Below are 11,900 nucleotides of genomic sequence, written 5' to 3' on the forward strand. Positions count from 1 at the left end.
CTAAAATTAAATATCCATGAAAAATTTAAAAAATAAAGTAGCCCTTATTACAGGATCAGCAAGAGGATTAGGAAAAGCAATTGCAGAACGTTATGCCGCTTTAGGAGCAGATATCGTTATTAATTATTCAAGAGACAAGGCTTCAGCCGATGAAGTTTTGAGCAACGTTCTGGCGATGGGCGTAAAAGCAATTGCTGTAAAAGCCGATGTAAGCAAAGTAGCCGATTTAGAATATTTATTTGGCGAAGCTAAAAAAACATTCGGAAAAATAGATATTGTTGTGGCAAATGCCGGAATAGAAATGGTCGAAGTTCCCGTAACCGAATTTACCGAAGAACAATTCGATAAAGTATTTTCGATCAATACAAAAGGAACGTATTTCACGTTGCAACAAGCTGCAAAACATGTTGAAAATAACGGCAGAATTATCTACATCGCTTCAAGTACAACTTCTTTTCCGGTTCCGGGAATGGCAGTTTATGGCGGAAGTAAAACAACACCGAGATATTTGGTAGATATATTGTCTAAAGAAATTGGACATAAAGGTATCACGGTGAATTCTATTATTCCGTTTGCTGTAGATCATTCCGGGATTTTTGCAGAAGCAGATAGTTATCCGGAACTAAGAAAACAATTGTTAGACAGTTGTCCAATGCAACGTTTGGCAGAAGTTGAAGACGTTGCCAATGTAGCCGAATTTTTTGCCAGCGATTTATCTTCTTTCGTTAACGGACAACATTTATTGGTAAATGGGGGAGCAACAAACTAAGAATAAACACAGACTTAAAAGCAGTAAAATATCGATATGTTTTACTGCTTTTTTAAATTTTAAAAAGATGATTTTAAAAATAATACATCCGGGATTATTTCTATTTGTCGTTTTTATGGGAATAAAACAAGGGTATTCCATGATAAGCGGTTCGCCCGAAATAGTAAAAATGCTGGAAGATTTAAATTTCAATAACACTGAAATTCTGTTATTCGGAATAATTACTTTAATAAGCAGTTTTTTGATTTTTCATCCAAATACTTTTCTTTCTGGAAACTTAGTAATGGCGGTAACAATTTTGCTTTTAATCGTTTTACAAATCCAAAATTTAAATATAAAAGGAGCTTTGATCGAAATACCATTTTTATTAATGAATATTGTTTTGATGTATTGGAAATATCCTTTTTCTAAAGTTTTTTTGAATTGACAAACCTAACAGGTTTTTAAAACCTGTTAGGTTTACCAGTATTATTTATTCCACAATTGTTCTAAATGTCAAATTTACTCTCGGTTTTGATGTTGTTTTGGTTGGCGGTAAACGATGTAGCCAATGCGTTTGTGTTGTACCTTTCATTACCAATAAACTACCATGTTCCAGGATTAATGAAACGGTTTCTTTTGTTTCTTTATTTTTGAATGCAAACTTTCTTTCAGCACCAAAACTTACAGAACCAATCGCACCGTTTTTCTTTAAATCTTTCTCAGCATCGCTGTGCCACGCCATTCCTTCCTCGCCGGAATGATATAAATTCAATAAACAAGAATTGAAAGTTTCGCCTGTTTCTTGTTCAATAATAGTTTTTAATTCCAGAAGTTCCTTCGTCCATGGAAGTGCTTTTTTTGTAGTATTCGAATACGTATATTCAAAACCAGAATCTCCATACCAAGCTACTTTTCGTTTCGTAAGAATCAATTTCCCGAAGATAATAGCTTCGTCATTTTTCCATTCGATGGTATTCAAAAGCACATCCAGATAACGATTAGAATCTTCTCGGGAAAATAGTTTTCCATAGTAATTTACAGTTCCATCTTTAGGAAGTAAATTGGTCGTTTCGTCTGTATGCGGATTAAATAAGTCCATTTTTCCAGTTTTGATATTCGGTTTTCATGCAATGTCCACAAGGTCTGAAACCATTTTGTTTAGCTTCATTTTCTGATAAAAAGAAAACCCGATTTTCACGTTTCATTCTTTTTCCCGACGAACATTTTAAAGTTCCGTAGATTTTTAATTTTCGGTTTCCACCAAAGCAAATTTCCGCATTTTTAATTTTATTTCGTAGATCGCGGTCGAGAATTTTATTGTGTTCGATCATTTGTTTATCATTTTTTTGCCACAGATTACAGGATTAAAATGATTTAAAAAATCTGCTCAATCTGCCTAATCTGCGTGAAAAAATTATCGGTTTTTATATTGTAGAGGCGCACAGCAGTACGTCTAACGTTACGTGATTAAATCATTGAGGAGTTGCGATATCATGTCGTAAATCGTTGCGGAGACGCACTGCTGTGCGCCTCTACAGATATGCGTGTGTTTAAGCCTTTGTACCTCTGCACCTTTGCCTCTTTGTACCTTAAAATCAACTCAACGCATCATGAAAAATAATCCCCAATGTGTGTCGTTCACCAGAATGAATTTCGCTCACACCATGTTTCATATTTACACGATAATATCCTTTTGTTCCTTTTACAGGTCTGAAATTGGTTGTAAAAACTAATACATCACCTTTCTTAGGTTTCAAGACAATTGCCTTCGATTGTGCTCTTGGAGTTTGTTGTGTCAAAACAAATTCACCACCAGTAAAATCCTCGTCAGGTTCATTCAGAAAAAGGACAATTTGAATGGGAAAATAAACATCGCCATATAAATCCTGATGCAAAGTATTGAAACCGCTTTTGCCATATTTTAAAATCAAAACAGTTGCTTTTAGCTGATTATTCGCGTGACATTGTTCTAATAATTTTTCGTGCATTTCTGGAAAAACGGTATTTATATTTAAGACTTTCATCCAGGCATTTGCAATTGGAGCAAGTTTAGGATAAATACTAGTTCGAATACTTTGAATTAAATCTGGCAATGGATAATTGAAGTATTTGTATTCGCCTAAACCAAATCGGTAACGTTCCATAACAACCGTTTTTCGATATAAAGCAGGATTATCATAATCGAATTTTAAATCTTCGCATTGATCGTTATTGAGCACGTTTGGAATAATTGCAAATCCATTTTCGTGCATAGATTCGGTGATGCTTTCCCAATTAAGAGAAGCAATTTTTGATTGTATATTTTGCATAATAATTTTAGATAAGATTAAATTGCCCGAATGAAATATTCGCGCATTTTTTATCGTAGAGACGCACAGCAGTGCGTCTCTACGGATTTGCGTTGAGTATTTTTAGATTGTTGGATTTATCTGCGCACCTTCCCAGCCAATAATAGCCGTTTTTCGAGTGTTTCCCCACATATAACCACCAAAGGTTCCTGAAGATTGAATCACGCGATGACACGGAATTAAAAAGGCGACAGGATTGCTGCCAATCGCAGTTCCAACAGCTCTTGACGCATTTGGTTTCTCGATTTGTTGTGCAATCGATCCATACGTAGAAAGTTGTCCCATTGGGATTTTTAGTAATGTTTCCCAAACTTTCAATTGAAAATCAGTTCCTTTTAAATGCAATTTAATTTCAGATAATTTACTCCAGTCATTTTGAAAAATAAACAAAGCATTTTGTTGTACTAAATCTAATTTTCTGGAGAAACCTGCATTCGGGAATTTGTTTTTTAAATCATTAAAACCAGTTTCTTCATCTTCGGCGAAAGCCATAAAACAAACTCCTTTATTGGTCGAAGCAACGATGATATTCCCAAACGGACTTTCGGCAAAACTGAAATTAATTTCAAGGTTTTTACCGCCGTTTTTATATTCGGCTGGAGTCATTCCTTCAATGTTTACGAATAAGTCATGAAGTCGGCTAGTTCCTGATAATCCGGTATCAAAAGCGGCATCAAATAAAGTGGCGTTATTATTTTCTTTTAGGATTTTTTTGGCGTGTTCAACACTAATATATTGCAAAAACTTCTTCGGACTTGTTCCTGCCCATTCTGTAAACAAGCGCTGAAAGTGAAACGGACTTAAATGCACTCTCTCAGCAACCTCGTCTAAGTTGGGTTGCTCTTTAAAGTTGACCTTGATATAATCGATCGCTTCGGCAATTCGATTATAATTGATGTTTTCCTGTGTGTTCATTTTCATTCAATTTTATAAGGCAAAGATCGATAGGTTTCTGCGGGTATAAAATCCGAAACTTGCGGTGTTTTTTTCTTAACCGCTAAGGGCGCTAAGGTTTACGCAAAGTTCGCTATGTTTTTTCTCGCAAAGACGCGAAGGCGCAAAGTAACTCGACAAAGATTGACTTAAATTTTAAAATTAAACCTTTGCGACTCTGCGTCTTTGCGAGAGATTATTACAATAAATGCTTCTCCATTTTGTAATTGATCAGTTCAACGCCTAATCGAATGTTTTTTTGTTGAGCTTTTACAACGAATCCCTTTTTTTCAAAGAATGGTTTTGCTGTTATACTAATGTCTGATGTTATTATTTTTGAATGCTGTTTTTGTGCTTCCAATTCTAATTCAGCTAAGATTTTATCGGCAATTCCTTGTCTTTGAAAGTCTTTGTGAATGTAGAAGAAATCAATATAATTTCCGTCTTTTAGAGTTCCAAAACCTACGATTTGGTTTTGTATAATTGCCAATAAAACAAACTGTGTTTCGATAACTTCAGTCCAACGATTGATGTTTTTAACTCCCGAAATCCAAGCTTCAATTTGAGCGGAATTATAATCGTTTTTACAAACAGATTGTATGGTTTCGATATACAATTGCTGCATTTCTTGTAAATCTGAAATAGTTGCTATTCTAAAATTCATTTTTAATAAAATTTGGAATTAATGTGCTGTGGTTTTAGAAAAAACATTGATTACTATAACTCCAATCATAATTAAAGCTAATCCAATTATGGCAGGTAAATCCGGAATTTGTTTGAAGAATACAGCACCAATAATCGTAATTAAAACAATCCCAACTCCAGACCAAATCGCATAAGCAATCCCAACAGGAATAGTTCTGATTGCAAAACTCAAAAAGTAAAACGCAGCAAAATATCCCACAATCGTTACGATGCTGGGAATAAGTTGTGTAAACTGTTCTGATTTTTTTAATGCCGAAGTCGCAATGATTTCGAATATAATGGCAATTCCTAAAAAGAAGAAGTTTTTCATGTTTTACTTTTTTTACAAAGTTAGGCTTTCTAATAGAAGTAAACTTGATTAAAGTATTAGGCTGTTTTTATTATGGATTAAGTGATAGTCCAACGCTAAAAAACAATCTCACTTTATCAATATTATTGATCCACGAAGTATCAAAATGAATAGGACCTAAAATTGATTGATAAGAAATCGCTGCGCCTCCAGAAATTACAAGACTGGGATCAAAGCCATCATCCCAATTTCCTTTTGGACTAAATGCCTTTTTTATGTATTTATCAAAAGATTCAAACCCAACAGTTGCCATATTAAAATGAGGCGTTAGATAGATTTTTCCCATAAGATTTATTTGAGAGGCAAGTCTTAGACCCATATATTGCGAAACATTAAGTTCGTCTTCATGTAGTCCGGCAAAAGAAAAACGATTACTACCGGAACTTGGTATGATTCCGCCTAAGAAATATTTTGAAGCATAGCCAAAATCCGAATAGGGGATTTGATGGTCTTTAAGTTTATCTTCAAATATAAAATAAGAATCGAATCCAATAATTCCTGTAATTTTCTTTTTTAAGAGTGCTCTTTTTTGATAACTGAAACCAAATTTTGTATAACCATTGGTTGCGCCAGATATGCTTGAATGATCAGGGTCGTTAAAAGAGGTGTAGACGTCCGTTAACAACGATCGGGTTACATTTGCTTTTATAATTGTTCCATTTTCAGCAAAGAAAACCTTATCCATATCGTTATAGGAATAATGCATGTTTAATTCTATATTGTTTAAGGAATAATTCTTGATGTCAATCGCGTTAGGATTGTATTCTCTCTCATATTTTGGTTTTAGATTAGAGTATTGATAATGTAAACCATAACCAAAATAGCTTTTAAGAGAGTTTATATTTCTGTTGATTTCATTAGTAAATTCGAGAGAATTATAAAGTACATTATCTGAAGCTTTGCCATTAAAGAAAATTTCTTGCCTTAATAATGCTCCATAAAGTTCAGATGACCACCACCAATCACGGTTTTTTCCAAAATTTTTCTGATAATTGATTCTTGCTTTTGGCTGTTCTGCAATATCTACTGTTACCAGAAGACGGGATGCTCTAGCAAGAACATTTCTGGCGGTGTAATTAAAAATGATTCCAACGCCTCTGTAAGTGTCATAATGCACAGATGTGTTCAGTTGGTTTTTGGCACGTTCATGTCCAAATATTGTAACTCCTAGTTTATCACCATCTTTGATGAAATAGTTGTATGTAATCTCATCAAAAAGGTTAGTACCCATGGCTCTGTTAATACCATCAATTAAATCTTTTGTGGTATATTTTACATGTGTTTTGAGATTTATTCTTCCTAATACGAGCGCAAGGTTTTCCGGACTTATTTTTTTGTAAACAATTGTATCGAGAATAATTTCTGAGGGCATGTGTGGCAATTCGTGAATTCGTTGTGGATACTCTTTTAATTTTTCGGATAATGTTATTAAAGCTGGAAGATTTTGGTTCGTTGCGATTTTACCGTCTTTGTAGATTTCTTGGCTATCTGCAAAATCAGCAGTAGAAAAGCGTAGGTTTGGCAGGTGATCTACTAAAATATCACAGAGTTTTCGGTTTGCCGGATTCTTAATATTACTCGGAAACATGCTGGTTTGCGTCAATATAGTGATAACATTGTTCAGTTTGTTTATTGGCTCTAATCCGCCTCCAACATCACTACCAATAATAATGTCGGCACCCATTTGTTTGGCAACATCTGTGGGGAAATTATTCAAAACACCACCATCAACTAATACTGTTTTTTCATAAGACATAGGTTTAAAAATAGCCGGTAGCGACATACTTGCTCTCATGGCATAAGCTAAACTTCCTTTGCTTAGAATAACTTCTTTCCCTTCGGACAAATCGGTAGCCATGGCTCTAAACGGAATAGGCAGACTGTCAAAATCTCTAATATTATATACAGGGTAGGTTAATACGGAAAGATATTCTCTTAAATTTTGATCATTTAAAAGGGAACCAATACTGTTTAGTCTTTTGTCTTTAACTCCTATTCCAACTAAATATCTCTGAAATTCTCTTTTTTCTTCTACACTTACAGATTTTAATGACTGGCCTCCGCCAAGTAATTTATCCCAATTAATACTTTTGGTTAATTTTTCAATGCTATCACCAGAATATCCCATTGCGTACAAACCGCCTATAACGCTTCCCATACTATTTCCAACAATAAGATCGGGGACAATGTGCAATGAATCGAGTTTTTGCAATAACGGGATATGTGCAATTCCTTTTGCTCCACCACCGCTTAAAACTAATACGACTTTAGGTTTTTTCTCCTGTGAAAAAATAATCTGCGGGAGACTTAATAAAAATAAGAAGACGATTAAACAAGTTATTTTTTTCAAGTTTGTACTGTTTAAGTGTTTGATAAATAGATTCTTATTTTGATTCTTAAATGTAAGTAGATATTTGTAATCGTGCAATTTTTTGAGATAAATGTTTTCTATGTAACAAACCCGACAAGTTAAAAAAACCTGTCAGATTTGTTGGAACGTTTGCGTGAGGGATAGGAGTATGCTACCGAAGTAGCGCGTATAGCCCGACAGTATTTAAGAAAAGGCCTCCTGTGCGTAAAGTATATTAAGGACTTTTTTAAAATACTGTCACGCCCAGATTATAAAAATTTTAGATTTTTTGAGTTTAGATTTTAGATTAAAAAACAAAACCCGATAGATTTTTAAAATCTATCGGGTTTGAAGTATGTATTAAAAATCTAAGATCTACAATCTTAAATCTAAAATTTACTAGTATCTGTAGTATTCTGGTTTGAATGGACCTTCAACTGGAACACCAATGTAAGCAGCTTGATCGTCACGTAAAGTTTCCAATTCAACTCCTAATTTAGCTAAATGCAAAGCAGCAACTTTTTCATCTAAATGTTTTGGTAACATATAAACGTCATTGTTGTAAGCAGCGCTGTTTTTCCATAATTCGATTTGTGCCAAAGTTTGGTTTGTAAATGAGTTACTCATTACAAAACTTGGGTGACCTGTAGCACAACCAAGGTTTACTAAACGACCTTCAGCAAGGATGATAATATCTTTTCCAGCGATAGTATATTTGTCAACTTGTGGTTTGATTTCGATTTTTGATGCACCGTGGTTTTTGTTCAACCAAGCCATATCAATTTCGTTATCAAAGTGTCCAATGTTACAAACAACAGTTTTGTCTTTCATTTGTTCGAAATGAGATCCAAGAACGATATCTTTATTTCCTGTAGTTGTAATGATGATATCAGCATTAGAAATTACAGTATTTAATTTTTTAACTTCGTAACCGTCCATTGCAGCTTGTAAAGCACAAATTGGGTCAATTTCAGTAACAGTTACAATAGATCCTGCACCTCTAAAAGAAGCAGCAGTTCCTTTTCCAACATCACCGTATCCACAAACGATAACTCTTTTTCCAGCTAACATTAAGTCAGTTGCACGACGTACAGCATCTACAGCAGATTCTTTACATCCGTATTTGTTATCAAATTTAGATTTAGTAACAGAGTCATTAATGTTGATTGCAGGCATTGGTAAAGTTCCGGCTTTTACTCTTTCGTAAAGTCTGTGAACTCCAGTTGTAGTTTCTTCAGACAATCCTTTGATTCCAGGAACCAATTCAGGGAAGCGGTCAATAACCATGTTAGTTAAATCTCCACCATCATCAAGAATCATGTTCAATGGTTTTCTGTCTTCACCAAAGAATAAAGTTTGCTCAATACACCAGTCAAATGATTGCTCATCAAGACCTTTCCAGGCATAAACCTGAATTCCTGCAGCAGCAATAGCAGCAGCAGCCTGATCCTGAGTAGAGAAAATGTTACAAGAAGACCAAGTAACTTCTGCACCAAGAGCAATTAAAGTTTCGATCAAAACAGCAGTTTGAATCGTCATGTGTAAACATCCTGCGATACGAGCACCTTTAAGAGGTTGTTCGTCTTTATATTCAGCACGAAGCGCCATTAAACCTGGCATTTCAGCTTCAGCTAATTCAATTTCTTTTCTTCCCCAAGCCGCTAGAGAAATGTCTTTTACTTTGAAAGCCACATAAGGCGTAGTTGTAGTACTCATTTATAGTGTATATTTGTATATTGTAAAATTTTTGCAAATTTACGGAATAGGTTTTTAATTTAGACTACTTTCTGTAAGATTTGTGAAATGTTTAATTTCTTAATTTATAGAGTATTAGTTCAATAGTGATTTTTAGAAGCTAATCCTGCTGTCCACTATATCTTTTGTGGTGAACCCCACCACAAAAGGATGCCGTTTCCATCAGGGCTAAAAAGAACAGACTTTATATTTGAAACATATAAGCGATATAAGTTCATTTAAAAAGATTTTTAATATTTTAAATTGCTTCTTTAAATACACTTAATTGCGTAAATTTATAATACCAATTTTCAATACAACCATATTATATTTGCTTACATTACTCATATGGTTTAAAACAACAACAACACCATAATTCATAATTAAAAATAATGCCTTTATTTCAAACCATACAATTCAACGAAACTACCAAAATCTTAGTTTGGCAAATAACCGAATCTTTCGAAGAGTTATTGAGCAAGGTAGTTTTGAAAGAAAAAACACAGTTTCGCCTAAACGGAATGAAGTCACAAATGCACCAGCGTGCTTTTTTGAGTGTTCGTATGTTGATACAAGAAATGGGGTTTACAGATCATGAATTGCATTATGACGAGTTTGGGAAACCTTATTTTGATTGTCATAATTATATTTCGATTACACATTCGCATGATTTTGCAGCGATTATAATAAGTGACGAAACCGTAGGAATCGACATGGAATTACAACGCGAAAAAATCCTAAGAATCGCGGATAAATTTGTCGATACAGAAAATAGTTATTTATCCAAAAACTCCAAAACTCAAAATATAGCCGATTACATCAGAGAGCTTACCGTAATCTGGGGCGCAAAAGAAGCTATCTTTAAAATCAGAAACGAAAAAGGAATCAGCTTTAAAGATCACATTCGGATCGATGCTTTTTCATTAGATGAAAATCAGACTGAAGCCAGTCTTCATTTTAATGATTTGGTAATAGAATTTGATGTGCATTATGAAGAAATAAAATCGAGTACTTCCGGACAAGATTTTACATTGGTTTATGCTTTTGAGAAGTAGTTTTTTTTGATTAAAATTCTAATATAAAAATTCCAAGGTTTGATCTTAATTTTGTCATTTACAGAAATGACAAGATTCAGCGGATAAAATCCGTTTTAATCTGTGTTTTCGCAAAGCGAATCCGCGTCATCCGCGTTCTATATTCTCGCCTATCTTTATCGAGCTTCTAGTGTGATTTCTCTCCCGAATCTTCGGGATCGAAATGACAAAAAATGAGCTTAATTTAAACTATCTGTAGAAGCTTCACTCATTTTCTTACGATGTTCAAACATACTCATAAATAAAAACGTACTCATTTTTCTGGCGCGACGTTTTAGTGTATCGGCATTTTCGCCTTCAAAATGTTCGTCTATGGTTTGAAACCAATGATTAAGCCAGATTCCAAATACTTCTGCTGTAATAATGCTTCCAAAATGAGCATCAACTTCATTGTGTACGGCATGTGGATTGCCTTTGTATTTTTTTACTGCAAACAAATTGGTTTCCCAAAAATCTGTTAGTTTTTCAAGATGTGCGTCCCAATCTTTAATCATGGTATTAAAATAGAAACCAATTTCTTCATCGGCTCTTATTTTAGTATAGAACTGATGCACTAAAAAAGAAACATCAGCTCTATTTTCTATTTGTTTTCTCATAATACAAAACTATTCAGAAATATAAGTAAAAGGCTTAATAAAGCACTTAAAATAATAAGGTTAAAAACCACTTTATGTTTCATTTGTGCTAGAATTGAAGTATTGGCAAAAACACAAGCCAAAACAATAATTGCTAATTGAATCATTTGGCCAATAGAGGTTCCGTGTGAAAGAATATACATTGCAGCAGCGCCACCTAAACAGCTTTGACCAATTACAGCCATTGCTGCAGAACCCATATAATTTTTATTGAAATTTTCGAATGTTGTTTGATATAGTGTCATGATATTGTGAATTTTATACTACAAAGGTACATTCACAATACAACTCCATTTTATGACTAAAATCATAAAACAAGAACTTTTTTATCGGTATACTTTCCTGTTTATAATCTTCAAAATACCTTTTTTCTCCAAAGCTTTTATGGTTCTAATTACGGTTTCGACACGTAAACCAGTCAAATCGCCAATTTGTTGTCTCGTAAAACTGATGAGGTAGCCGTTTGGGTCTTTTTTAAAATTAAAATAAGCAATTCCGTGATCTATTAATTTCAAAACACGATGTTCAGGTTCTTGTGTAGACATTTCGGCTGCCATAACCGATTTATAATACAAGCGTTGAGCTAAATTTTCGATTATTTTAAGGCTGATTGCTGAGTTTTCTTCTAATAATTTCATGAAACTATTTTTAGGAAGAAGAAGAACTTCAGAATCTTCAACGGCAATAGCATTTGCGGGATATTTTTGATTTAAGAACAAAGGCGGTTCACCAAAAGATTGTTCTTTATAAAAGATTCCCTGAATAAACTCGCGGGCATCATCATTATAATTACTCATTTTTACTTCACCGGAAATAATTTGATAATAATGCGTTGGAAGATTGCCTTCTTCAAAAATAGTTTCATTTTTAGCGAAAATTTTTTTCAGCGCGCCATATTTTTCCAATAAATCAATTGCAATCATAATTTTATTTCTTGGTTATCAAAAGAGATAACACAAATATAATTATTCAAAATAGTTCTACTACATTAAAAAACTTTT

At 33.8% G+C, this 11,900-nt stretch carries 14 protein-coding genes; 3 read left to right on the forward strand and 11 right to left on the reverse strand.

The window, feature by feature from the left end:
- Positions 1-16: 16 nt before the first annotated feature.
- Positions 17-769, forward strand: coding sequence for an SDR family oxidoreductase (locus CLU81_RS15770; RefSeq protein WP_099710679.1), 753 nt, complete (start codon positions 17-19; stop codon positions 767-769).
- A 67-nt stretch (positions 770-836) separates the two neighbouring features.
- Entirely contained in the window at positions 837-1,196 is a 360-nt protein-coding gene (locus tag CLU81_RS15775) for a hypothetical protein (protein ID WP_144444511.1), read from the forward strand.
- A gap of 45 nt (positions 1,197-1,241) precedes the next feature.
- On the opposite strand, the gene CLU81_RS15780 is transcribed toward CLU81_RS15775, so the two are convergent.
- The 8 genes from CLU81_RS15780 to ahcY form a co-directional block, all read right to left on the reverse strand.
- A complete protein-coding gene (locus tag CLU81_RS15780) occupies positions 1,242-1,850 on the reverse strand; it encodes an alpha-ketoglutarate-dependent dioxygenase AlkB (RefSeq protein WP_099710681.1) in 609 nt (202 codons plus the stop codon).
- Positions 1,837-2,082: an Ada metal-binding domain-containing protein gene (locus CLU81_RS15785; protein WP_099710682.1), complete on the reverse strand. Its 246-nt coding sequence runs from the start codon at positions 2,080-2,082 to the stop codon at positions 1,837-1,839. The genes CLU81_RS15780 and CLU81_RS15785 overlap by 14 nt, the downstream gene beginning before the upstream one ends.
- A gap of 264 nt (positions 2,083-2,346) precedes the next feature.
- A complete protein-coding gene (locus CLU81_RS15790; protein WP_099710683.1) occupies positions 2,347-3,060 on the reverse strand; it encodes a 2OG-Fe(II) oxygenase in 714 nt (237 codons plus the stop codon).
- Between the two features lie 102 nt (positions 3,061-3,162).
- Positions 3,163-4,014, reverse strand: coding sequence for a methylated-DNA--[protein]-cysteine S-methyltransferase (locus CLU81_RS15795; RefSeq protein WP_099712784.1), 852 nt, complete (start codon positions 4,012-4,014; stop codon positions 3,163-3,165).
- 217 nt (positions 4,015-4,231) lie between these two features.
- Entirely contained in the window at positions 4,232-4,696 is a 465-nt protein-coding gene (locus CLU81_RS15800; protein ID WP_099710684.1) for a GNAT family N-acetyltransferase, read from the reverse strand.
- 18 nt (positions 4,697-4,714) lie between these two features.
- Positions 4,715-5,047 carry a multidrug efflux SMR transporter gene (locus CLU81_RS15805; RefSeq protein WP_099710685.1) on the reverse strand — a complete coding sequence of 111 codons (333 nt, stop codon included), beginning with the start codon at positions 5,045-5,047 and terminating at the stop codon, positions 4,715-4,717.
- Positions 5,048-5,117: 70 nt separating this feature from the next.
- The gene (locus CLU81_RS15810) at positions 5,118-7,436 is read right to left on the reverse strand and encodes a patatin-like phospholipase family protein (protein WP_099710686.1); all 2,319 of its coding nucleotides are present in this window, start codon (positions 7,434-7,436) and stop codon (positions 5,118-5,120) included.
- 399 nt (positions 7,437-7,835) lie between these two features.
- Positions 7,836-9,152: an adenosylhomocysteinase gene (ahcY, locus tag CLU81_RS15815; RefSeq protein WP_099710687.1), complete on the reverse strand. Its 1,317-nt coding sequence runs from the start codon at positions 9,150-9,152 to the stop codon at positions 7,836-7,838.
- Positions 9,153-9,562: 410 nt separating this feature from the next.
- On the opposite strand from ahcY, the gene CLU81_RS15820 reads away from it, so the two are divergent.
- The gene (locus CLU81_RS15820; RefSeq protein WP_099710688.1) at positions 9,563-10,225 is read left to right on the forward strand and encodes a 4'-phosphopantetheinyl transferase superfamily protein; all 663 of its coding nucleotides are present in this window, start codon (positions 9,563-9,565) and stop codon (positions 10,223-10,225) included.
- A gap of 218 nt (positions 10,226-10,443) precedes the next feature.
- Here CLU81_RS15820 and CLU81_RS15825 read toward each other — a convergent pair whose 3' ends face one another.
- The 3 genes from CLU81_RS15825 to CLU81_RS15835 all read right to left on the reverse strand — a co-directional run bounded on the left by CLU81_RS15825 (position 10,444) and on the right by CLU81_RS15835 (position 11,822).
- Complete coding sequence (locus tag CLU81_RS15825; protein ID WP_099710689.1) at positions 10,444-10,860, reverse strand: group III truncated hemoglobin; 417 nt, start codon at positions 10,858-10,860, stop codon at positions 10,444-10,446.
- Positions 10,857-11,144: a hypothetical protein gene (locus CLU81_RS15830; RefSeq protein ID WP_099710690.1), complete on the reverse strand. Its 288-nt coding sequence runs from the start codon at positions 11,142-11,144 to the stop codon at positions 10,857-10,859. Before CLU81_RS15830 ends, CLU81_RS15825 begins: the two co-directional genes overlap by 4 nt.
- Positions 11,145-11,225: 81 nt before the next feature.
- Positions 11,226-11,822: a Crp/Fnr family transcriptional regulator gene (locus CLU81_RS15835; RefSeq protein WP_099710691.1), complete on the reverse strand. Its 597-nt coding sequence runs from the start codon at positions 11,820-11,822 to the stop codon at positions 11,226-11,228.
- Between the last annotated feature and the right edge of the window lie 78 nt (positions 11,823-11,900).

Origin of the sequence: Flavobacterium sp. 9 (assembly GCF_002754195.1) — a bacterium.
GTDB lineage: Bacteria > Bacteroidota > Bacteroidia > Flavobacteriales > Flavobacteriaceae > Flavobacterium.

Excerpts from the sequence above, each read along its gene's own strand:
- CLU81_RS15770 (WP_099710679.1), top strand. The coding sequence starts at position 17 with ATGAAAAATTTAAAAAATAAAGTAGCCCTTATTACAGGATCAGCAAGA.
- CLU81_RS15775 (WP_144444511.1), top strand. The coding sequence starts at position 837 with ATGATTTTAAAAATAATACATCCGGGATTATTTCTATTTGTCGTTTTT.
- CLU81_RS15780 (WP_099710681.1), bottom strand. The coding sequence starts at position 1,850 with ATGGACTTATTTAATCCGCATACAGACGAAACGACCAATTTACTTCCT.
- CLU81_RS15785 (WP_099710682.1), bottom strand. The coding sequence starts at position 2,082 with ATGATCGAACACAATAAAATTCTCGACCGCGATCTACGAAATAAAATT.
- CLU81_RS15790 (WP_099710683.1), bottom strand. The coding sequence starts at position 3,060 with ATGCAAAATATACAATCAAAAATTGCTTCTCTTAATTGGGAAAGCATC.
- CLU81_RS15795 (WP_099712784.1), bottom strand. The coding sequence starts at position 4,014 with ATGAACACACAGGAAAACATCAATTATAATCGAATTGCCGAAGCGATC.
- CLU81_RS15800 (WP_099710684.1), bottom strand. The coding sequence starts at position 4,696 with ATGAATTTTAGAATAGCAACTATTTCAGATTTACAAGAAATGCAGCAA.
- CLU81_RS15805 (WP_099710685.1), bottom strand. The coding sequence starts at position 5,047 with ATGAAAAACTTCTTCTTTTTAGGAATTGCCATTATATTCGAAATCATT.
- ahcY (WP_099710687.1), bottom strand. The coding sequence starts at position 9,152 with ATGAGTACTACAACTACGCCTTATGTGGCTTTCAAAGTAAAAGACATT.
- CLU81_RS15820 (WP_099710688.1), top strand. The coding sequence starts at position 9,563 with ATGCCTTTATTTCAAACCATACAATTCAACGAAACTACCAAAATCTTA.
- CLU81_RS15825 (WP_099710689.1), bottom strand. The coding sequence starts at position 10,860 with ATGAGAAAACAAATAGAAAATAGAGCTGATGTTTCTTTTTTAGTGCAT.
- CLU81_RS15830 (WP_099710690.1), bottom strand. The coding sequence starts at position 11,144 with ATGACACTATATCAAACAACATTCGAAAATTTCAATAAAAATTATATG.
- CLU81_RS15835 (WP_099710691.1), bottom strand. The coding sequence starts at position 11,822 with ATGATTGCAATTGATTTATTGGAAAAATATGGCGCGCTGAAAAAAATT.